This is a genomic window from Cupriavidus sp. GW821-FHT02F09 (assembly GCF_059421605.1).
Map to the genome: position 1 here is coordinate 97,424 of NZ_JBWKVH010000022.1, position 20,943 is coordinate 118,366.

Here is a 20,943-nt window from a genome sequence, read left to right on the forward strand (position 1 = left end):
CAGGCAGCCCATCATGGAAAGCAGAAACGAAAGCAGGAAGGAAAGCAGGAATCTCAGGAACATCGGCATCATTGCCCACGTGGACGCGGGCAAGACCACCACGTCGGAACGCATCCTGTTCTACACCGGTGCCAGCCACCGGCTGGGCGAGGTGCATGACGGCGCCGCCACCATGGATTTCGATCCACAGGAGCAGGCGCGCGGCATCACCATCAACAGCGCGGCCACCACCGTGTTCTGGCGCGGACACCAGATCAACCTGATCGATACCCCGGGCCACATCGATTTCAACATCGAGGTGAACCGCTCGCTGCGCGTGCTCGACGGCGCCGTGGTGGTGTTCGACGGCGTGGCCGGCGTGGAGCCGCAGACGGAGACCAACTGGCGCCTGGCGGACCACTACCGCGTGCCGCGCCTGGCCTTCATCAACAAGCTGGATCGCACCGGCGCGGATTTCCTGCGCGTGGTCGCCATGATCGAGGAACGCCTCGGCGTGGTGCCGCTCGTGCTGCAGTTGCCGATAGGCAGCGAAGGCGATTTCCACGGCGTGGTCGATCTCGTCACCATGCAGGCCCTGCTATGGCAAGGCGGCACGAGCTACGTGACCGATGCCGTGCCGCAGGCGCTGGCGGAGCAGGCCGCGGCTTGGCGCCAGCGTTTGCTGGAAACGCTGGCCGAGCAGGACGATACCTTGCTGGAAGACTACCTGGCGGGCCGCGAGCCAGCCAGTGACGCCTTGCGCGCAGCCATCCGGCGCGCGACCATCAGCGGCGCCGTGGTGCCCGTGCTGGCGGGTTCCGCCTTCAAGAACAAGGGCGTGGAGCCTTTGCTCGATGCCGTGACAGCGTACCTGCCTGCACCTGGCGAAGCGGGCCGTCATGCAGTGAGCGCGCACGCGGACCAGCCGCTGGTGGCGCTCGCCTTCAAGGTCGTGCACGACGCGCACGGCACGCTGACGTTCGTGCGGGTGTATCGCGGACGGCTCGCTGCCGGCGACATCGTGCTCAACGCGGGCAATGGCAAGCGCGAGCGGGTGGCAAGGCTGTACGAGATGCACGCGGACCGCAAGCAGGAACTGCGGGTCGCCGTGGCCGGCGATATTGTGGCGATAGCGGGCCTCAAGGCCACCATCACCGGCGACACGCTGACGGATCCCGCGCACCCCATGGTGCTGGAGACGATCGACGCGCCCGAGCCGGTGATCGACGTGGCCATCGAGCCGAAGAGCCAGTCCGACCAGGCCGGCTTGTCGCGCGGCCTGCAAGTGCTGCTGCAGGAAGATCCGAGCCTGCGCCTGCGCCAGGATCCGGAGAGCGGGCAGACGTTGCTGTCCGGCATGGGCGAGCTGCAGCTGGAGGTCACGCTGGAGAAGCTGCGCACGCGCTTTCATGTGGAGGTCACGGTAGGCCGCCCGCAGGTGGCGTATCGCGAAACGCTGACCCGCGCCGCCGACGCGCGCTACCTGCATCGCAAGCAAAGCGGTGGCCCGGGACAGTACGCGGAAGTGGTGCTGCGCTTCGAGCCGCTGGCGCGTGGCGAGGGCGTCCGGTTCGAGAGCCGCATCAGCGGTGGCGCGGTGCCGCGCGAGTTCGTGCCGGCGGTGGAGGCCGGCATCCGGCGCGCGGCCGCGCAGGGCGTGCTCGCGGGCTACCCGGTGGTGGATGTCCAGGCCATCTTGCTGGACGGCAGTTATCACGAGCGCGACTCCTCGGCCCTGGCCTTCGAGACCGCGGCCGCGTCCGCCTTCCGCGAAGCCGCGCGGCAGGCTGCGCCCGTAGTGCTGGAGCCGGTGATGTGCATGGAAGTGGTGACGCCCGCCGATCATGTGGGCGACGTCATCGGCGATATCCACCGGCGCCGGGGCATGGTGCGCGGGCAATCGCAACGCGGTGGCGGCAACACCACGGTGGTGGAGGCGCATGTGCCGCTGGCCAGCCTGTTCGGCTACATCGGCAGCCTGCGCGCGCTGACCTCGGGCCGCGCCAGCTTTGCCATGCAGCTCGATCACTATGCCGCGGCACCAGCCGCGGCGGTGGTGGAGATGGCTGGCTGAGTCTGACGGCAGCTGCAATCGGGCGGGCGCCGCGTGGGTGCCCGCCCCTTGGCCACCGGCGCGGCATCATCCGCCGGGGCGCACAGGCTCGCTCAGATGTCGACGATCACCAGCGTGCCGTGGCTGCCGGGCAGCACGGCATGGGGGATGCCGGCAAGGGCGAGGTACATCTGCCCGGGCTCGACGACAACCGTGCCGGCTTCGCCTTGCACTTGCAACATGAGCCGTCCGCTCACCACGAGCAGGCCTTCGTTGTAGTCGTGCGTCTCCGCTTCATACGCTTGTTCATCCATGCGCAGAACCTTGATGCGGGCGGGGCCGACCTGGCCCAAGACTGTGGACTTCCATGCGCTGGGCAGCGCGGCGGCAAGGTCGTCAAGCTGAATCAGCGGCACTGGTGTGGCTCCGGGTTGGTTTAGACGCGCTTCGGGATATCCAGGCCCTTTGCCACCGCGGGACGCGCCAGGAAGGCTTCGAGCGCGCGCGTGACGTGGGGGAAGTCCTGGATGCCGACCAACTCGCCGGCCTCGTAGAACCCGATCAGGTTGCGCACCCAGGGGAAGGTCGCGATGTCGGCAATGGTGTAGGTGTCGCCCATGATCCAGGCGCGGTCCGCGAGGCGTCCGTTGAGCACGGCCAGCAGGCGCTTGGCTTCCGCGACATAGCGGTCGCGCGGGCGCTTGTCCTCGTATTCCTTGCCGGCGAACTTGTTGAAGAATCCCAGTTGCCCGAACATCGGCCCGATGCCCCCCATCTGGAACATCAGCCACTGGATGGTCTCGTAGCGGCCGGCGGGATCTTGCGGGATGAACTTGCCGCTCTTGTCGGCGAGATAGAGCAGGATCGCGCCGGATTCGAACAGGGCCAGCGGCTGGTCGCCGGGGCCGTTCGGGTCGAGGATGGCGGGAATCTTGTTGTTGGGGCTGATCGAGAGGAATTCCGGCGTGTACTGGTCATTGGTGTCGAAGCGCACCAGGTGCGGTTCGTACGGCAGGCCGGTTTCCTCGAGCATGATCGAGACCTTGACGCCATTGGGCGTGGGCAGCGAATAGAGCTGGATTCGCTCCGGGCGCAAGGCGGGCCACTTATTGGTAACGAGGAAGGCGGAAAGATTGGTCATGGAAATCCGTAGGAATGGATGGGCTGGGGCAATGGTTGGCCTTGGCGGCCGAAGAGGATGGCCGTGCCGGGGTTCGCCGCGGGGCTTGCCCGGTCAAGCGCCGGGTCACTTCGGCTTGTCGTCGCCGTCGGGAGGGCTGACGCCGGCGGCGACCAGGCAATCGCGCAGGTGCTTGATCTCCTGCTTGGCGCAGACATTGCCATGGTGCGGGTGATGAAGGTAGAACTCATACTCGTTGAGCACCACCCTGAAGCGGGCGCCCTGGATCGGCTCGACCTTCGCGCCGAGTTGTTGCAGCAGCGACTCCACCTCGCGCCAGTGGATGTTGTTGCTGAGCGGGTGACTGAAGATCGACTGCAGGAGGCTGCGGGATTTGTGGCTCATGGCGCGGTCAGGCTTCTTCGGCGGCAATAGCCGTAGCATACAAGAGCGGGTGGGTTGGCGCTTGCTGCACCCGCGAGAGGCCTTCCGTGCCTGTCGTACCTTAGTCCTTGCCCAGTGCCAGGTAGGCACGCGGCGTGGTGCCGGTGTAACGGCGGAACAGGGCAATGAAGCTGCTGACGCTGGCGTAGCCCAGGCCGAGCGCGACCGTAGTGACGCTTTCGCCTGCCACCAGCCGCTCCATGGCCGCCAGCATGCGCAACTGCTGTCGCCATTGCGCCAGACTCCAGCCGGTGTCGGCCTGAAAGTGGCGGGTGAGCGTGCGGCGGGCCATGCCGATGCGCGCCGCCCAACCATCCAGGCCGGTGTTGTCGTCCGGGCTGGCCAGCAAGGCGGTGGCCATGCGCAGCAGGCGCGGCTCCTGGGGCATGGGCAGGAACAGTGTTTGCGCCGGCTGGCGGATGAAGTCATCGGCAAAGACCGCCAGGTAGTGCTCGCGCACCGCCCCGGACGGCGGCTCGGCTTGCGCCAGCGTGTCGAGCAGCGCGGCCAGCAGCGGCGACAGGCGTACCACTTTGAGGGTTTCCGGCATGGCGGCGCGGCTCCATGCCTCGTTGAAATACAGGCTCATTCCGGTCATCGCGCCATGGATGCGCGCACCGTGCGATGTATACGGCGGCACCCAGCCGATGCAGCCGGTTGGCATCAGCCAGCGCCCGCCACCGGCCTCGATGCTGACCACGCCGGACTTCACGGTGAACAGCTGGCCCTCGGCATGCGCATGCGGCACCTGTTCCCGGGCGGCTTCATGCGCGATCGGCCGGATTTCTCGTAGCGACATCGGTTTGGCCCGTTTCGAATATAAGTTGGCATTCTATCGTTAGATGGCAACGCGGCAACTGCCTAGACTGGCTGCTCCAACCCAGCCAGGAGCGATGCATCGTGAATGCCAACGTCAACACCAACACCAACATCAACACTCAGCCCCTTTCCGAACGTCTCGGCCAGCCCGTGGTGGCTGTGCTCGATAGCCTGAGCACCTTGCTTGCCCAGCAAGGCCGGCGGCTGCGCACGCAGCAGCCACGCAGCGCCCCCGCTGACTTCCAGGCCCTGCGGGCGGCGTTCGACCAGCACAGCGGCGCCGTCGGCTCGGCGCTGAAAAGGGCCTTGCTGGAGCGCTGGCCGCAGATCCCGTTCTCCGACCAGGAACTGGAGAGCGGCGAGCAGCAGGCACCGGAGCATGCCGACGCTTACTGGGTTTGCGACCCCATCGATGGTGCCCTGCACTACTTGAGCGGCATGCCGGGCTGGACCATTGCGCTGTGCCTGGTGGTAGAGGGGGTGCCTGCACTGGCGCTGGTGCATGACCCGGCCACCGGGCGGACGTATCGGGCGGTGGCCGGCCAGGGCGCTGATTGCGACGGGGCGCCATTGCGGGCCAATGCGCGTGGAGATCTGGCCTCGGCGCTGATCTCCACGGCGCATCCCAACTGGCCAGGGCAGGTGCGTAGCGATACCGCGGCCTTTCTGGATCGCTTTGGCCGTTTGTTGCCGCAGGTGTTTGGGCAGCGCGTATACGGTCCCACATCGTTGTTGCTGGCGCTGGTTGCCGGCGGCGCGTTAGATGGCTACTGGGAGTGCGGGCAGGACTACTACGACTGGTTGCCAGGCGCGTTGCTGGTAACCGAGGCGGGTGGTGTGGTGACCGCGCTGGATGGCAAGCCGTTTACCTGGGGGTGCCAGGGGATCGTGGCTGCCGGGCCGGCCATGCATGGTGGGCTGCGTTCGGCGCTGGCGGCACAGGGCTGATTCCATGGCCATTGCGTCCCGGTTCAGCTACGCAGAAACGGGTACGCTTTGTCGAGCCGGGGCGTGTTTGGCCCGTTCCCGTTCCCGTCCCCGTTCCCGTTCCCGTCCCTGTTCCCGTTGCCGTTCCCGATGCCTGCCTAGCCGGAGAAATTGCCGTGGCGGCCGGCACCCCCGACAAAGCGGGCGGCGCCCGGGATGCCCTCCTCGAACACGATCGGCGTGCCGTTGGCGCCTTCGGCCCGCAGTGCGTCGGCTAGCGGCAGGTCCCATTGCCCGTAGGCGGAGGCCCGGTCCGCCAGCATGCAGCGCTGCGGGAAGGCGGCGAGCGCATGCGCCAGCGCCTCGGCCGCGGCCCGGGCCTGGCCTGGCTCGACCACGCGGTTGGCCAGCCCCATGGCGAGCGCTTCCTCGGCGGGCACCGGGCGGCCGGTCAGGATCATGTCGAGCGCGCGGCCCATGCCGACGATGCGCGGCAAGCGCACCGTGCCGCCGTCGATCAGCGGTACGCCCCAGCGCCGGCAGAACACGCCGAAGACCGCATCGCGCTCCGCCACGCGCAGGTCCGCCAGCAGCGCCAGCTCGAGCCCGCCCGCTACCGCATAGCCGCTGACCGCGGCCACCAGCGGCTTGGACAGCGCCATCCGGCTCGGGCCCATCGGGCCCGAGCCACCGCCTTGCGGATCCAGTTCGTGACGGCGCGCCGGGTCGCTCACCGCCGACAGCTCGGCGCCGCCGCAGAAATGGCCGCCCGCGCCCCACAGCACGGCCACGCGCAGCGCCGGGTCGGATTCGAACCGGGTGAATGCCTCGCGCAGCGCCAGCGCCATCGGGCCGTCCACGGCGTTGCGCTTGTCGGCGCGGTCCAGAATGATGGTGAGGACCGGGCCGGACGTTTCGGTCCTGACATACTGGTTGGGCTGACTGGGCTTACTATCCATGCTCGTATCCTCGGTGCCTGCGCCTGGCAAGGGTGAATTGTACGAATCGGGTACTTTCTAGGTGTTTTTCCACATGCATAAATATATCGCCGAATGATATATTTATGCCAAGAAAAGAAATATTTCTGGTTTACCCTTCGCGGCATCCTTTACCGCCCACGTTGCTCCCGCTTTCGACCCATGCATGAAATAGAAATCCGCGAGCCCTCGGCGACCGACCTGGTCCTGGACCTGCTCTACGGCCATCCGGAGCGTACCCTGCCGGTGCAGGCGCTGGCGCGCGGCGCTGAGGTGATGGGCATCGGCACGCCTAGCGTGCGGGTGGCGCTGACGCGCCTGCAGCGCCAGGGCCGCATCGTCAAGACGGAGCGCGGCTGCTACGCGGTGTTGCCGGAAGGCAACCCGGTCTACGATGAGGTCGAGCACTGGTTTGAAAAAGAGAGCCGGCTGGGGCACTGGGCCGGCGACTGGCTGGTGGTGCAGGACGCCGCCGTGGCGCGCAGCGAGAAGACCGCCTGGCGCCACCATGCGCGCGCGCTGTCGTTGTCCGGCTTTCGGGTGCTGGCCGCCGGCATCAACGTGCGCCCGGACAATCTCGCGGGCGGTGCCCCGGCCATGCGCGCCGCGCTGTCCCGCCTCGGGATGGCCAGCGCCGGCCTGCTATTCGTGGGCCGCGAGTTCGATGCCGATGCCGCCGCGCGCATGCCCCAGTTGTGGGACGTGCCGGCACTGCAATCCGCCTATCGCCGCGCGCTGGCGCAACTTGAGCGCAGCCGGGCCAAGCTGGCGCGCATGGCGCCGGATGCCGGCGCGCGCGAAGCCATGCTGGTGGGCCGTGCCATCATCCGCGCCATCGTGCGCGATCCGCTATTGCCCGAGGCCATCATGGACCCGGCGCCCCGCCGCGCCCTGATCGAGGCCACGCGCGCCTACCAGCTCCAGGCTCGCGGCCTGTGGGTGGATCTGCTGGCCGGCTAGTGCGCGCAGGCGGCAAATCTCGGGTTCCGCGCCGGGTGGCGCAAGCGTTCCACGCCTCGCCAAGCGGCAGCGACTCAACTAAACTGGCCGGAACTTATGCGGCGCACCGCGGCACTCAGTAAAGTGACGCGCGCTGGTGTTCCTGGAACCCCGCAGGCCCCGCCGGGCTCTTGCGCCGCACCCACGTTGGCCAAGACAAGGAGTACAGGGTGAGCATGCCCGATTTCGACATGGTGCTGTTCGGCGGCACCGGGGACCTGGCGCGGCGCAAGCTGCTGCCGGCGCTGTTCGATGCACACCGCGCGGGTTTGCTTCATCCCAACGCCCGCATTCTTGCCACCGGCAGCCATCCCCTTTCCACCGAAGACTACGTCGGCTCGCTGGAGCAGAGCGTGCGGCCGGGTCTTGAGCATGCACCGCCCGAAGCCTGGGCCACCTTCCTTGCGCGCATCAGCTATGTGCAGGCCGACGCCCGCGTGCCCGAGCACTTCGACGCGCTGGCGGCCAAGGTGCTGCAGCGCTCGCCAGAGGTGGTGGTGTGCTATCTCGCCACCGGGCCGCATATCTTTGTCCCCATCTGCGAGCAGCTCGCGCGCACCGGGCTCAATCATCCCAATGTCCGCATCGTCCTGGAGAAGCCGCTCGGGCACGACCTGCATTCGTCCGATGCGATCAACTCGGCCGTGGCGCAGTACTTCGCCGAAGACCAGATCTACCGGATCGACCACTACCTGGGCAAGGAGTCGGTGCAGAACCTGATGGCGATCCGTTTCGGCAACGCGCTGTTCGAGCCGCTGTGGCGCCGCGAATGGGTGCAGGACGTGCAGATCACCATCGCCGAGGAGCTTGGCGTGGAAACGCGCGGCGAGTTCTACGACAACACCGGCGCGCTGCGCGACATGGTGCAGAACCACCTGCTGCAACTGCTGTGCATGGTGGCGATGGAGCCGCCCTCCAGCCTGTCCGAGGATGCGATCCGCGACGAAAAGATCAAGATCCTCAAGGCGCTCAAGCCCATCACGCCGCAGGACGTGGCCGAGAAAACCGTGCGCGGGCAGTACCGGGCCGGCGCCGTGGGCGGCAAGCCGGTGGTGGGCTACCTCGACGAGAAGGGCATCGCGCCCGACAGCCATACCGAGACCTTTGTCGCCATCAAGGCCGAGATCGCCAACTGGCGCTGGTCCGGCGTGCCGTTCTACCTGCGCACCGGCAAGCGCATGCAGTCGCGCGTGGCGGAGATCGTCATCCACTTCCGCGATGTGCCGCATGCCATCTTCCCGCGCCCGCTGACCTTGTCGCCGCAGAACCGGCTGGTGATCCGGCTGCAACCGGAGGAAAGCATCCGCCTGTATTTCCTGGTCAAGCAGCCCGGTGATACGGTGGCACTCACGGGTACCTCGCTCGACCTGGACTTCGCCAACTCCTTCAAGGTGCGCCGCGCGGGCGCCTACGAGCGCTTGCTGCTCGATGTCATCCGCGGCCGCCTCGGATTGTTCGTGCGGCGCGACGAACAGGCGCAGGCCTGGCGCTGGGTCGAGCCCATCATCGATACGTGGGCAGGCAGCACCGTGCCGCCCAAGGCGTATACCGCCGGCACGTGGGGCCCGGCTTCCTCGTCCGCACTGATGTCGCGCGACGGCTCGCTCTGGCACGAAGAGGTGTGAGCCGCGCCCGTTGATCATTGATAGACCCTCATTCGAACAGGAGACACTGCCCATGCGACGCTACGAACATACCTCCGAGGCGGACCTGGCCGAAGCAATGGCGATCTCGGTAGCCCACGCGCTGGAGATCGCCATCGGCGTGAACGGCTGGGCGGTGCTGGCGGTGTCCGGCGGCCGCTCGCCGGTGGCGATGTTCGAGCGCCTGCGCCATCGCACCATCCGCTGGGACGCGGTCACCATCACGCTGGTCGACGAGCGCGTGGTGCCGCCCGACCATGACGACAGCAATGGCGCGCTGGTGCGCCGCCACCTGCTGCGCGAGGCGGCTGGCAAGGCGGCCTTCGTGCCGCTGGTGGCCGACGCCGCCGAAGCGGCCGACCCGGCCAGCGCGGTGGCCCGGCTGAACGCGGCCTGGCGCCAGCCCGACGTGATCGTGCTGGGCATGGGTGAGGATGGCCACACCGCCTCGCTGTTTCCCGAGGCGCCCGAGTTGCAGCAGGCTCTTGCCGAGCCGCAGCCGGGCTATATGGTGACGCATCCGCGCGAGGCGCCGCACGCGCGCATCACGCTGAACCTGGCGGCGCTACTGGCCGCCGAGCGCGTCTTCCTGTCGTTCGCGGGACCCGTCAAGACAGCCGTGTTCGCACGCGCCTGCAAGGGACCCATCCCGGCGCTGCCCATCAGCCTGGTGCTGAGCCGGCACCGGCATGGCACCGATGTCTTCTCGGCTTGATGCCATGCAGAACTTTCCACGCCTGCTGGGCGATGTCGGCGGCACCAATGTGCGCTTTGCGCTGGAAACCGCGCCGCAGCGCATCGGCCCGGTGACCGCGCTCAAAGTGGCCGATTTCCCCTCGCTCGAGGCTGCCATGCAGCATTACCTCGGCGGCTTGCCGGCCGGTAGCGCCAGGCCGCGCCACGCGGCCGTTGGCCTCGCCAACCCGGTGACCGGCGATCGCGTCAAGCTGACCAATCACGCCTGGGCGTTTTCCATCTCGCAGATGCAGCGCTCGCTGGGCCTGGACCTGCTGCTGGCCATCAACGATTTCACCGCGTTGGCACTGGGTTTGCCACACCTTGGCGCGCAGGACCTGACGCTGATGCGCCAGGGCGTGGCCGTGGCCGGTGCGCCGCTCGCGCTGGTGGGCCCGGGCACCGGGCTGGGCGTGTCCGGGCTGGTGCCCGCGCGCTCCGGGCCGGCCGTGGCGCTGGCCGGCGAGGGCGGCCATATCGAGCTGATGCCGGAGACCGAAGACGAATGGACCGCGTGGCGCGCGGCCCGCCAGGCCTTCGGCCGTGTCTCCGCCGAGCGTCTTTTGTCGGGCATGGGGCTGTCGCTGATACATGCCGCGTTGCACGCAGAAACGGGTACGCCCCTGGCGCGCCAGCTCGAGCCGGCAGAGGTAACCGAAGGCGCGATCCACCGGCACGACCCGCTCTGCGAGCGCGCGCTTGCCGTGTTTTGCGGCTTGCTGGGTTCCGTGGCGGCTGATATTGCGCTGGTACTGGGTGCGCGTGGCGGTGTTTACCTGGGTGGCGGCATCGTGCCGCGCTTCGTGCCCGCGCTGCGCAACTCCGCGTTCAACGCGCGCTTTACCGCCAAGGGGCGGCTGAGCGCGTACCTGGAAAGCCTGCCGGTTTACGTCATCAACGCGCAATACCCGGCGCTGCCCGGACTGGCGCAGGCGCTGGACGAAGCGATCACGCATGGCGTCGACGGCGATGGCGATGGTGCCAGCCAAGCCAACCCGGCCAACCAACCTAACCCTGCCTGATCCGGACCTGACCATGCGAGTGTTGCTGGTGGAAGACGACGCCATGATCGGCGATAGCGTGAAGCTGGCACTGCGCCAGGAAGGCTTCGCGGTGGACTGGGTGCAGGACGGCGAGGCCGGCTTGGCCGCGGCCACCCAGTCGGGCGGCCCCGAGGGCGAGGCCTGCTATGCGCTGATCCTGCTCGACCTGGGCCTGCCGCGCCGCTCCGGGCTGGAGGTGCTCGCCGCGCTGCGCGCGCGTGGCGTGAATACGCCGGTGCTGATCCTGACCGCGCGCGACGCCGTGGCCGATCGCGTGGCGGGGCTGAACGCCGGCGCCGACGACTACCTCGTCAAGCCCTTCGACCTGCAGGAACTGGCCGCGCGCATGCACGCGCTGGTGCGCCGCGCCGAAGGCCGGGCGGAGCCGCTGCTGCGCTACGGCGGCATCGTGATCAATCCCGTGACCCGCGAGGCCACCCTTGACGGTGAGGCGGTGCGTTTGTCGGCGCGCGAGTTCGGCTTGCTCTCGGCGCTGCTGGCGCGGCCCGGCAAGGTGTGGTCGGTGGCGCAGCTGGAGGAGCGCTTGTACGGCTGGGGCGATGAAGTGGGCAGCAACACGGTGGAAGTCTACATCCACGCGCTGCGCAAGAAATTCGGCGCGGGGCTGATCCGCAATATCCGTGGCGTGGGCTATGTGGTGCCCAAGCTCGAAGCCGGGGGCGCGGGCTGATGCGTTCCATCCAGAGAACCCTGCTGTGGTGGCTTGCCCTGGGCCTGCTGGCCGGCATCGCCATTGCCACTGCGCTGATCTACGGGCAGGCCCGGCAGGAAGCCAACGCGCTGTTCGACTACCAGATGAAGCAGGTGGCCGCCGCGCTGCCCAGCCAGTTTGCCGATCCGGTGATGCCGCCGTTCGTTGCGCAGCAGTCGCCCGGCGCGCCGGGCTCGCCTAGCGACAGCCTGTTCCATGCCGACGAAGACGTCGTGATCCATATCTGGGATGGCTCCGGCCGCAGCCTGTATCTGTCGCACGCGCATCCCGCGTTGCCGCCGCGCGCCGAGCTGGGATTTTCCAACGTCAAGACCGCGCAGGGCGAATGGCGGATCTACAGCGTGCAGCTCGGGCTCGGCGTGGTGCAGATTGCCCAGCCGCTGTCGGCGCGCAGCGAGGTAGCCGCGCGCATGGCGCTGCGCACCGTGGCGCCCCTGCTATTGCTGCTGCCGCTGATCGGCTGGCTGGTGTGGGTGGCCGTGGGACGTGGCCTGCGGCCCTTGCGCGAGATCGCCGCCGGGGTGCGCCAGCGTGACGCCAACGCCCTGGCCCCGCTGGCGGTCAGCAGCATGCCGGACGAGATCGCGCCGTTGACCGAGGCGCTCAACCAGCTACTGGCGCGGTTGTCCCACGCCATCGATACCCAGCGCGCCTTCGTGGCTGACGCCGCGCACGCGCTGCGCACGCCGCTGGCCGCGCTGCAGTTGCAGGCCCAGCTGGTGGAGCGCGCCGATACGGCCGAGGAGCGGCAGGAGGCCGTGGGCAAGCTGCGCCAGGGGCTGGAGCGGCTCACGCACATGGTGGCCCAGTTGCTCACGCTGGCGCGCCAGGAGCCCGGCGCGGCAGCGCCCCCGCATGAGCCGGTGGACCTGCGCGCGCTGGCGCAAAGCGTGGTGGCGGAGATGACCCAGGCCGCGCTCGACCGCCACATCGACCTGGGGCTCGACGCCGCGGCCGGGCCGGCCATGGTGCGCGGCGACGTCGATGCGCTGCGCATCCTGTTGACCAACCTGGTCGACAATGCGCTGCGCTATGTGCCGGCAGGCGGCAGGGTCGATGTGCTGGTTGGCCGGGGACGGGCCATGACGGGCGGAGGAGAATCGGATACGCAGAGCGCGGAACTGATCGTGCAGGACGACGGGCCGGGAATTCCCGCCGCCGAGCGCGCGCGCGTGTTCGACCGCTTCTACCGGGTGCCGGAAGCGCCCACCGGGGGCAGCGGGCTGGGCCTGGCCATCGTGGCGGAGATCGCGCAATCGCACGGCGCGCGCGTCTCGCTGGAAGACGCCGCGCCCGGGCTGCGCGTGCGGGTGGCGTTTCCCGTCGCCTGAGCGCGCGGCGGGGCCTCTCGTCAGCCGACCGGTGTAAGCACAGGCTCGCCGGCAAAATGCAGCCGGCTGTTCTCCTGGAACTGTCGCACTGAAGCGTCGATGGCTTCCGGCGACCTGCCTGCCACGTGCGGGGTCAGGACCACATTGGGGCAGTCGAACAGCTCGGCGGGCGGCTCGGGCTCGGTCTCGTACACGTCAAGTCCGGCGCCGCCGAGCTTGCCGGCGCGCAGGGCATCCGCCAGCGCCGCGGTGTCAAGCACGCTGCCGCGCGCGATATTGACCACGAAGCCGCCCGGGCCCAGCTGGGCCAGCACCTTGGCGTCGACCAGGTGGCGGGTGCCCGCGCCGCCGGGCGTGGCGATGATCAGGTAGTCGGCCCATTCGGCCAGCGCGCCAAGGCTGTCGAAATAGCGATACGGCGCGTCGTCGCGCGGGGCCCGGTTGTGATACCCCACCTCCAGGTCGAAGCCCAGGCCGCGCTGCGCAATGCGCTGGCCGATGGTGCCGAGGCCGAGAATCCCCATGCGCTTGCCCGACACATTGGGCTGCAGCGGCAGCGCGGTGCGCCACTTGCCGGCGCGCGTGGCCTGGTCCAGCGCCGGGATGGCGCGCACGGTGGCTAGCAGCAGCGCCATGGCGTGGTCCGCCACGCAGCTGTCGTTGGTGCCGGCACCGTTGGCCACGACGATGCCGCGCGCGCGGGCGTGGGCCACGGCAATGTTCTCGTACCCCGCGCCCAGCGCACACACCAGCTCCAGCGCGGGCATGGCGTCGATCTCCGCGGCGGTGAGGCCGACCGTGCCGATCGTCAGCACCGCGCGCACGCGGGCGCCGGCCTCCCGGACCTGCGTGGCACGGGCCGCGCTCTCGGGCGCGTAGAGCACCTCGTATTGTTCGGCAATCGAGGACAGATGCTGTGCGCTGACGTGGCTGAGGACGAGCAGGAGCGGCTTCATGATGGGCAGGAGATTGTTTCGGGGCCGTTGGCGACGGCTGGGAGGAGGGTGAGCGGCCCCGGGACGAGGCCTAAGCTGCACCGCAGCATTGTAGCGGCGGCGCGCCGGGCTTGCTGGCGTGCTCCGGCGCGCCATCGATTATCAAATGCTTGCCAAGAGTGCTTCCAATCCTGGGTGGATGATCCGCCGGCGCGCCGTGACCATAATGGCTGGCAAGCATGCGGCCTTCCTTCCTGCCGCATGGATTGGCCATTGAAGGAAATTCAAGGAGTCTTGCCATGTTTCCCGATTTCAAGAACGCCAGGGTGCTGGTGGTTGGCGGCAGTTCCGGCATCGGCCTGGCCACCGCGGCTGCCTTTGCCGAGCGCGGCGCCAGCGTCACGATCGCCTCGCGCTCGCAGGAAAAAGTCGATGCCGCTGTACGCACGCTGGCCAGCGCCGGCACGGTCAGCGGCGCCACGGTCGATATCACCGACGACGCCAGCGTGGCGCAGTTCATGGACGGCGCCACCCCGTGGGACCACGTTGTGATCTCCGCCGCGCAGACGCCCACCGGCCCGGTGCGCCAGTTGCCGTTGGCCGATGCTTACGCCGCGATGAACAGCAAGTTCTGGGGCGCCTATCGCGTGGCGCGCCTGGTGCCGATCAGCGCGCATGGCTCGCTGACGCTGGTTTCGGGCTTCCTGGGCGTGCGGCCGAGCAAGGCATCCGTGCTGCAGGGCGCCATCAATGCCGCGCTGGACGCGCTCAGCCGCGGGCTGGCGCTGGAACTGTCGCCGGTGCGCGTCAACACCGTCTCTCCGGGCCTGATCGCCACGCCGCTGTGGGACAAGCTGGACGGCGCCGCGCGCAAGGCCATGTTCGAAAACGTGGCCGCGCGGCTCCCGGCGCAGCGCGTCGGCCAGCCAGATGACGTGGCGCAGGCCATCCTTTACCTGGCCGGGACGGGCTTTGCCACGGGTTCGACGGTGCTGCTCGATGGCGGCGGCGCGATCGGCTGACGCTCCGGATTGCTACGCAGAAACGGGTACGCTTTGCCGCGCCGGCAGTTGGTTCCGCCCGCGCGGCGGGCGCTCTGGCCGCTTGTCAAGCCTTGAACCGGAGCGGGAATACCGCTCTAATGCAGCGGATGCGACTTATCGACTCCGTGAAAATGAAGCCTGCCTTCCTGTCCGTCCTGCTGCTAGCCACTGCGCTGGCGGCCCCCATGGCCCCCGCCGCCGCCGCGCCACCGCCCGCCGCCACGCAGGCCGAGGTCACCCATCTCTTTGGCTACCTGGCGGGCTCGAATTGCCAGTTCAACCGCAATGGCAGCTGGTATTCGGCGCCAGATGCGGCCGCCCACCTCAAGAAGAAGTACGACTACCTGGCCGACAAGGGCGTCATCAGCACCAGCGAGAGCTTTATCGAACTGGGCGCGAGCAAGAGCAGCGTCAGCGGCAAGCCTTACCTGGTCAAGTGCGGCCAGGCCCAGCCGGTGCAGAGCGCACCGTGGCTAGGCGCCGAACTGGCGCGCTATCGGCAGAAGGCTGTGGGCAAGTAGGCGCGAGCCCCTTCCTGGCCGTTGCAGGTGGGTTTGACGGCACGCAGAAACGGGTACGCTTTTGCCTTTCGGCAACAAAAGCCGGCCCGGACACCTTGTCAGACGGCCACCGATAGGCAACCGGCTTTCGCCGAACCATACTCAGTCCGGGCGGCACTCTGGCGGCACTCACGCTGATTGTCGAATGCGGCCCAATGCGTCCTCATAGCTCCGTGCGCGCCTCGCCGCGCTGGGCTCTTCTTAGGCGCATACGATGCGGGCCCCGGCGTTTTCTGCCAAGGCCGCAAGGCTTGGCTAAGGAGAATCCGGATGCAGACTGTCATATCCGATAACGAAAGCGCTCCCGCTCCTGCTGCCTCCTGGCGCCGGTTGACGCACCGTGCCTGTGCAACCCTGGCGGTCTGCAGTGCCATCGCGGCGCTGGGATGGATCGCCTGGATCTGCTGGCGGCTGGTCAGCGTGATTGCGCCGGGCAGCATGAGCTTTGTCGACGCCTTGATGGTGCTGGTGATGCTGGTCTTCACCTGTGGTGCGGCCGTTACCGTCTGCGCCGTGTGCGAGATGGGCCAGCGCTAAGCGGCGCCTCATATTTCCTTGGTCATTCCCTTCAGGTCGATCCATGCATCGAACTGGGCCGCCGTGACATGTCCGGAGGCAAGCGCCGCCTCGCGCAGCGGCAGGCCTCGCGTGACCGCCAGCTTGGCGATTTCGGCGGCGCGGTCGTAGCCGATGTACGGGTTGAGCGCCGTCACGGGCATCAGCGAGCGCCCGAGCATCTCGGCGATGCGCTCGCGATCCGCCTGTACCCCTTGCACCATGCGTTCGGCAAAGCTCGCGGCGGCATCGGCAAGCAGCGTGACCGATTGCAGCAGGCTGTAGATGATCACGGGCTTGTACGCGTTGAGCTCGAGCGTGCCGAGACCATTGGCCAGCGTGACGGTGGTGTGGTTGCCGATCACCCGGCAGCACACCATGGCCAGCGCCTCGGCCTGGGTGGGATTGACCTTGCCCGGCATGATCGAAGAGCCAGGTTCGTTGGCCGGCAGGATCAGTTCGGCAAGGCCCGCGCGCGGGCCGGAGCCGAGCAGCATGAAATCGCGCGCTATTTTCAGGAAGGACGATGCCGTGGTATTGAGCGCGCCCGACAGGTCGGCCAGCGCATCGTGCGAGGCTTGCAGCGCATAGCGGTTCGGCGCGGGCTCGAACGGCAGGCCCGTGTAGTCCGACAGCGCGCGCGCGAAGGCCGCGGCAAAACCATGCGGCGCATTCAGCCCGGTGCCCACCGCGGTGCCGCCCTGCGGCACCGGCATGGCGCGCAGCATGGCCTGGCGCAGGCGCGACTGGGCATCTCCCACCTGGGCTTCGTAGCCGGAGAACTCCTGGCCGAGCGTCAGCGGCACGGCATCCTGCAAGTGCGTGCGGCCCACCTTGACGATGTCGCTGAACGCGTCCACCTTGCGCCCGAGCGCCTGCTGCAAGCGCTCCAGCGCGGGCAGCAGTTGCAGCTGGATCGCCCGGGTGGCGGCGATATGCATCGCCGTGGGAAAGCTGTCGTTTGAAGACTGGCTGGCGTTGACGTGATCGTTGGGATGCACCGGCTGCTTCGCGCCCGGCTCGCCGCCCAGCAGTTGGATCGCGCGGTTGGCAATTACCTCGTTCAGGTTCATATTGGTCTGCGTGCCCGAGCCGGTCTGCCAGACCGAGAGCGGGAACTCCCCGGGCCACTTGCCGGCGATGATCTCCTGCGCCGCCGCCTCGATGGCGTGGGCCAGTTCCGGCGTGAGCACGCGCAACTCTCGGTTGGCACGCGCGGCACAGAGCTTGAGGATGGCGAATGCTTCGATCAGCGCGGGCGGCATCGTCTCGCTGCCGATGCGGAAGTTCTGGCGCGAGCGCTCGGTCTGCGCGCCCCACAGGTGCCGGGCTGATACTGGTATGTCGCCCAGGCTGTCGGTCTCGATCCGGGTGGCGTCCTGCTTGCGCTCGGGCATGGCATTCTCCTGTTCGGTCGAAAGCGGCGTGGCAACAGATCCCCGCGCCTTAGAATACGCCCCCGGCCGCAACGGCGTCATCCCTGGCGCCGGGCGCGGCCACCGAGGCCCAGCGCCCGATTCACCTGCGCTATCACCACGCGTCTCCAGCATGCTCATTGCCCAGCTCAAGTCCTTCTTCATGGTCGCCCGCATCGGCAGCGTGACCCAGGCTGCCAAGCGGCTCGGCCTGTCGCAGCCGACCATCACCGCCCAGATCCGTGCGCTGGAGGAGGCCTACGGCGTCGGGCGGGCGTGGTGCCTGCCACGCCGATGGAAATCGGCAGCCGGGAATCGATCCGGGAGGCGGTCATTCGCGGACTCGGCGTATCCGTCATTGCCCGCCACGAGGTGCCAAGCCATCCACACCTGAAAATGCTGGATTTTGAGGATAGTAGCGAGGAAATGAGTGAGTATCTTTATTTTTTGCGCGAACGGCGCGGCGCGCGCCTGATCGATGCATTCGTCGCCGCGGCCCGCCCTGGCGCGCGGGTCATGCCGGACTAGTCCGCAGCCGCCTGCTTTACTGCCTCGGGCCCTGTCCTATCGTTTCTCGCCCTAAGCCGCGCGATATCCCCGCTGGGAGAACATGCACTGGTCTGCAATTTATCGAGCCAGAATGGCACTGCGAGCGGTCATCGCTGCCCGGCAACAGCGCCTTACCGGATAATGTAGAGACATTTGGCTGGCAATGTGAAGTGTTCCCCGCTTCAGAAGGGGGTGGGTTCCCTCATGACGTGGAAACTGTCAGGCTTGGGCTGCCCGCGAAAGGCCGTGGCGCCTACCCGCGCGGGAAATCGTCCGGATCGGGGCATGGGGGCTGCCGTTGTGGATGTTGCGAGGATGGGACATAGCCATTGTCGCTCGCAAAGCATTTGCCCAGATCGCCGGGTTGGTAAGAAAATGGCGCTCCAACAATAAGAAGAGTATTGACTGTAAGCAATTAAAACAGGATCTCGGGGTGAATCAAGCAATTCTGCAATATCTCACTGAGCGGCATTGCTCGTCGCAATGGCGTGATGTACTGTCGGCGCTCGCCGAAGAACTATCCGAGTCCATGGACGTGGCCGGCCTGCGCGCCGTGATGTGGCGCGTTGGCGCGCGTTTTGCCAAGCGTTTCGATCCTGGCGCCTGCGCGACGCTTGCCGAGCTGGAGCGCGCCGTCGCCCAGATCTGGCTGGATGTGGACTGGGGCTGGACCAGCATCGAGGATGTGGGGGGGGCCCTGGTGGTCCGGCATTTCTGCGCGCCGCTGAACGCGGCGCTTGGAGACGGAGCCGACACCTGGTCGCCGGCATTTCTGGAGGGGGCGTACCAGCACTGGTTCCGTATGCTCGGCTCGTCCGAGACCCTGCGGGTCAGCCAAAGTACACCGATCGATGCTACCGGATGCGTGGAGTTCCGGTTCGGGCGTTGAAGTGCCGTCCGCCGTTTGCGGCAGTTTTCGCGCCGGCGTACTGCCTTGCGTGAGTGAGATCCCATGAGTCAATCCGACGATTTGTCCAAGCTGTTCCAGCGTTTCGGCGGCAAGGCGGAGTCATATAAAGAGATCGTGCGCGAAGACGCGGCGACGCAGGCGCGCGAGCGCTGGCCGCTGCTGACGTCCGTGCGGGTCGACCGCGCTGCCGTGGTGCCACCTGTGCAGCCCGCCGCGCCGCCTGCGCATGACGTTGCCGGCACGGCAGCGGCGCCGGCCGCGCCGCCTGCGCCATTGTGGCGCGCGGCCCTGCCGGCAGGCGAGCTTCCACCTGCCGCGGAGCCGGCTCGCGCCGCCGAGGCTCCTGCCGCTCAGGTTGCTCCCCCGGCCGCACCGGCGGCAACGGGCGCGGCCGCCTCGGCGATGATGCCGCGTTTTCGCACGCCGGAAGGCATGGCGCCGGTGGCGTCGGCCTCGATGCCGCGATCAACGCCGGAAGTTGCCGCAGCGTCGCCCCAACCCGCAGCCGTAGCGAACCCGGTCGCTGCCCCCGAGCCCGAGCCGGCCCGCATTTGGTCCCCGGCGGCGCCCGCGGTGTCGGCGGCTGAGCCAGCCCGCGCCGCCGACACCGAATTATCCAAGGTGTTCGCCCGCCTCGAAGGCCGCCAGGAGCCGGCCACCACCAGCGAGCGCGCACCCGCGCGCCGCTCCTTTCTAGATCGGCTGAATCGCTCGTGAAGATCATTGCTGTTGTCTCGGCCAAAGGCGGCGTGGGCAAGACCACGCTGTCGGCCAACCTGGCTGAAGCGCTGGCGGTTGCCGGCGAGAACGTACTCGCCGTGGACCTGGATCCGCAGAATGCGCTGCGCCTGCATTTCGGCATGCCGCCGCAGGAAGTTGCCGGGCATGCGCGCGCCACGCTGGCCGGAGAAGCATGGCAGCAGAGCATGTACAAGGGCCGCTCCCGTGTGCTGGTCATGCCGTTCGGCTCGCTCAACGAGACGGACCGCTCTGCGTTTGAAGCGCACCTCTCTACCCATCCGGGATGGCTGCGCGCCCAGCTTGCCGGACTTGGCCTGGGCCGCGACGATGTCGTTGTGATTGATACGCCGCCGGGCCCGTCGCCATACATGCGCCAGGCACTGTCATGCGCGCTGCTGTGCCTGATGGTGTCGCTGCCGGACGCCGCGTCCTACGCCACCATGCCCCTGATGGAAGACCTGATCCGCACCTATTGCGAGGGCCGGCCCGATTACCTGGGCCATATGCTGGTGATCAACCAGGTCGACGTGAGCCGTCAGCTCGGCAAGGACGTGGTGCAGGTGCTGCGCGCCCAGCTGGGCGAGCGCGTGCTGGGCGTGATCCACCAGGACCAGGCGGTGGCAGAGGCGCTGGCCTACGACCGCAGCGTGCTCGAGTACAACCCTCACAGCCAGGCCACGCACGACCTGCAGCGCTGCGCTGCATGGGTGCGCCAGGCGCTGGCCGCTCACGGAGAAGCCGCGTGAAGCCAGCCAAGGCAAAAGCCGCCGTGGCGCCCAAGGGCGCGCGGGCCAAGGGCAAGAACAAGGACAAGGTCAAAAGCAAGGGCAACGACAAGCCCAATGCGCTGTCGGCCGCGTTGCAGCGTTTCGGCAACACCTTCGTCGAGCTTCCCTTTTGGGATAGCGCTGTGGCGCGGGGGCTGGCGTTGCTGGCCGGGCTGTTCATGTTTGCGCTGGTCATCACGGTGCCGCTGGATTTCTGGCAGCAGGTCGGGTTTGCCGCGGTGTGCTTCGGGCTGGCGGTCTGGCTGAACCGGGTCAAGGGCCACCTCGCCACGCTGATGATGGTGATCCTGTCGATCGCGGCCTCCAGCCGTTACATGTACTGGCGCCTGACGGAAACGGTGGGGCTGGGCGGCTGGTTCGACTCCGCTTTTGGCATTGGCCTGGTGCTGGCAGAGATCTACGCGTTCGTGGTGCTGATGCTGGGCTACTTCCAGACCGCGTGGCCGCTCAAGCGCCGTCCGGTGGCCATGCCCGCGGACACCGCGAGCTGGCCGACCGTGGATATCTTCATCCCGACCTACAACGAGCCGCTGTCGGTGGTCAAGCCGACGGTATTCGCGGCGATGGCGCTGGACTGGCCGCGCGACAAGATCAACGTCTACGTGCTGGACGACGGCCGGCGCGAGGAATTCCGCGAGTTCTGC

Annotated in this window: 23 protein-coding genes and 1 pseudogene; 17 read left to right on the top strand and 7 right to left on the bottom strand. The window is 68.0% G+C overall.

Features of this window, described 5'->3' with window-relative positions; genetic code table 11:
• Positions 1-13: 13 nt before the first annotated feature.
• Positions 14-2,053, top strand: a complete 2,040-nt coding sequence (fusA, locus tag AC07XB_RS23170) for an elongation factor G (protein ID WP_492829984.1) — start codon at positions 14-16, stop codon at positions 2,051-2,053.
• A gap of 92 nt (positions 2,054-2,145) precedes the next feature.
• Here the strand turns inward: fusA and AC07XB_RS23175 are convergent, their stop codons facing one another.
• From AC07XB_RS23175 to AC07XB_RS23190, 4 genes are all read right to left on the bottom strand, one after another.
• The gene (locus AC07XB_RS23175; RefSeq protein ID WP_492371926.1) at positions 2,146-2,448 is read right to left on the bottom strand and encodes a cupin domain-containing protein; all 303 of its coding nucleotides are present in this window, start codon (positions 2,446-2,448) and stop codon (positions 2,146-2,148) included.
• 20 nt (positions 2,449-2,468) lie between these two features.
• Positions 2,469-3,173, bottom strand: a complete 705-nt coding sequence (locus tag AC07XB_RS23180) for a glutathione S-transferase N-terminal domain-containing protein (RefSeq protein ID WP_150989243.1) — start codon at positions 3,171-3,173, stop codon at positions 2,469-2,471.
• A 105-nt stretch (positions 3,174-3,278) separates the two neighbouring features.
• The gene (locus AC07XB_RS23185; protein WP_174425730.1) at positions 3,279-3,557 is read right to left on the bottom strand and encodes a type II toxin-antitoxin system HicA family toxin; all 279 of its coding nucleotides are present in this window, start codon (positions 3,555-3,557) and stop codon (positions 3,279-3,281) included.
• Between the two features lie 100 nt (positions 3,558-3,657).
• Positions 3,658-4,395, bottom strand: coding sequence for a helix-turn-helix domain-containing protein (locus AC07XB_RS23190; RefSeq protein ID WP_492829982.1), 738 nt, complete (start codon positions 4,393-4,395; stop codon positions 3,658-3,660).
• Positions 4,396-4,496: 101 nt separating this feature from the next.
• Between AC07XB_RS23190 and AC07XB_RS23195 the strand changes: the two genes are divergently transcribed.
• Positions 4,497-5,363 carry an inositol monophosphatase family protein gene (locus AC07XB_RS23195; protein WP_492829980.1) on the top strand — a complete coding sequence of 289 codons (867 nt, stop codon included), beginning with the start codon at positions 4,497-4,499 and terminating at the stop codon, positions 5,361-5,363.
• Positions 5,364-5,500: 137 nt separating this feature from the next.
• Here AC07XB_RS23195 and AC07XB_RS23200 read toward each other — a convergent pair whose 3' ends face one another.
• Positions 5,501-6,301, bottom strand: a complete 801-nt coding sequence (locus tag AC07XB_RS23200; RefSeq protein ID WP_492829978.1) for a crotonase/enoyl-CoA hydratase family protein — start codon at positions 6,299-6,301, stop codon at positions 5,501-5,503.
• A gap of 180 nt (positions 6,302-6,481) precedes the next feature.
• On the opposite strand from AC07XB_RS23200, the gene AC07XB_RS23205 reads away from it, so the two are divergent.
• From AC07XB_RS23205 to AC07XB_RS23230, 6 genes are all read left to right on the top strand, one after another.
• Complete coding sequence (locus tag AC07XB_RS23205; protein WP_492811105.1) at positions 6,482-7,279, top strand: PaaX family transcriptional regulator; 798 nt, start codon at positions 6,482-6,484, stop codon at positions 7,277-7,279.
• Between the two features lie 215 nt (positions 7,280-7,494).
• The gene (gene zwf, locus AC07XB_RS23210; protein WP_492371957.1) at positions 7,495-8,943 is read left to right on the top strand and encodes a glucose-6-phosphate dehydrogenase; all 1,449 of its coding nucleotides are present in this window, start codon (positions 7,495-7,497) and stop codon (positions 8,941-8,943) included.
• Between the two features lie 52 nt (positions 8,944-8,995).
• On the top strand, positions 8,996-9,676 hold the full coding sequence (gene pgl / locus AC07XB_RS23215; protein WP_492371931.1) for a 6-phosphogluconolactonase: 681 nt from the start codon (positions 8,996-8,998) through the stop codon (positions 9,674-9,676).
• Positions 9,660-10,718: a glucokinase gene (locus AC07XB_RS23220; RefSeq protein ID WP_492371932.1), complete on the top strand. Its 1,059-nt coding sequence runs from the start codon at positions 9,660-9,662 to the stop codon at positions 10,716-10,718. Before pgl ends, AC07XB_RS23220 begins: the two co-directional genes overlap by 17 nt.
• Positions 10,719-10,731: 13 nt before the next feature.
• On the top strand, positions 10,732-11,430 hold the full coding sequence (locus AC07XB_RS23225) for a response regulator transcription factor (protein WP_174425788.1): 699 nt from the start codon (positions 10,732-10,734) through the stop codon (positions 11,428-11,430).
• Positions 11,430-12,803 carry an ATP-binding protein gene (locus AC07XB_RS23230; RefSeq protein ID WP_492829976.1) on the top strand — a complete coding sequence of 458 codons (1,374 nt, stop codon included), beginning with the start codon at positions 11,430-11,432 and terminating at the stop codon, positions 12,801-12,803. Before AC07XB_RS23225 ends, AC07XB_RS23230 begins: the two co-directional genes overlap by 1 nt.
• Positions 12,804-12,823: 20 nt before the next feature.
• Here AC07XB_RS23230 and AC07XB_RS23235 read toward each other — a convergent pair whose 3' ends face one another.
• The gene (locus AC07XB_RS23235) at positions 12,824-13,759 is read right to left on the bottom strand and encodes a 2-hydroxyacid dehydrogenase (protein WP_492829974.1); all 936 of its coding nucleotides are present in this window, start codon (positions 13,757-13,759) and stop codon (positions 12,824-12,826) included.
• Positions 13,760-14,037: 278 nt separating this feature from the next.
• Between AC07XB_RS23235 and AC07XB_RS23240 the strand changes: the two genes are divergently transcribed.
• The 3 genes from AC07XB_RS23240 to AC07XB_RS23250 all read left to right on the top strand — a co-directional run bounded on the left by AC07XB_RS23240 (position 14,038) and on the right by AC07XB_RS23250 (position 15,878).
• A complete protein-coding gene (locus AC07XB_RS23240) occupies positions 14,038-14,760 on the top strand; it encodes an SDR family oxidoreductase (RefSeq protein ID WP_492829972.1) in 723 nt (240 codons plus the stop codon).
• Positions 14,761-14,912: 152 nt separating this feature from the next.
• The gene (locus AC07XB_RS23245; RefSeq protein ID WP_492811097.1) at positions 14,913-15,302 is read left to right on the top strand and encodes a YfeK family protein; all 390 of its coding nucleotides are present in this window, start codon (positions 14,913-14,915) and stop codon (positions 15,300-15,302) included.
• Between the two features lie 309 nt (positions 15,303-15,611).
• The gene (locus AC07XB_RS23250; protein ID WP_492371937.1) at positions 15,612-15,878 is read left to right on the top strand and encodes a hypothetical protein; all 267 of its coding nucleotides are present in this window, start codon (positions 15,612-15,614) and stop codon (positions 15,876-15,878) included.
• 8 nt (positions 15,879-15,886) lie between these two features.
• Here AC07XB_RS23250 and AC07XB_RS23255 read toward each other — a convergent pair whose 3' ends face one another.
• Positions 15,887-17,293 (bottom strand): class II fumarate hydratase, encoded by a 1,407-nt coding sequence (locus tag AC07XB_RS23255; RefSeq protein WP_492829970.1) that lies wholly within the window; start codon positions 17,291-17,293, stop codon positions 15,887-15,889.
• 181 nt (positions 17,294-17,474) lie between these two features.
• Here AC07XB_RS23255 and AC07XB_RS23260 point away from each other — a divergent pair, with 181 nt between their 5' ends.
• The 6 genes and pseudogenes from AC07XB_RS23260 to AC07XB_RS23285 form a co-directional block, all read left to right on the top strand.
• Complete coding sequence (locus tag AC07XB_RS23260; RefSeq protein ID WP_494752802.1) at positions 17,475-17,705, top strand: LysR family transcriptional regulator; 231 nt, start codon at positions 17,475-17,477, stop codon at positions 17,703-17,705.
• Positions 17,606-17,839: a LysR substrate-binding domain-containing protein gene (locus AC07XB_RS23265; RefSeq protein ID WP_492829968.1), complete on the top strand. Its 234-nt coding sequence runs from the start codon at positions 17,606-17,608 to the stop codon at positions 17,837-17,839. The genes AC07XB_RS23260 and AC07XB_RS23265 overlap by 100 nt, the downstream gene beginning before the upstream one ends.
• A gap of 325 nt (positions 17,840-18,164) precedes the next feature.
• On the top strand, positions 18,165-18,749 hold the full coding sequence (gene bcsD / locus AC07XB_RS23270; protein ID WP_492371939.1) for a cellulose biosynthesis protein BcsD: 585 nt from the start codon (positions 18,165-18,167) through the stop codon (positions 18,747-18,749).
• Between the two features lie 63 nt (positions 18,750-18,812).
• Positions 18,813-19,487, top strand: a complete 675-nt coding sequence (bcsP, locus tag AC07XB_RS23275; RefSeq protein ID WP_492371940.1) for a cellulose biosynthesis protein BcsP — start codon at positions 18,813-18,815, stop codon at positions 19,485-19,487.
• A complete protein-coding gene (gene bcsQ, locus AC07XB_RS23280; RefSeq protein WP_492371941.1) occupies positions 19,484-20,257 on the top strand; it encodes a cellulose biosynthesis protein BcsQ in 774 nt (257 codons plus the stop codon). The genes bcsP and bcsQ overlap by 4 nt, the downstream gene beginning before the upstream one ends.
• A pseudogene (locus AC07XB_RS23285) lies at positions 20,254-20,943 on the top strand (UDP-forming cellulose synthase catalytic subunit); the annotation flags it as partial. The gene bcsQ and the pseudogene AC07XB_RS23285, both read left to right, overlap by 4 nt.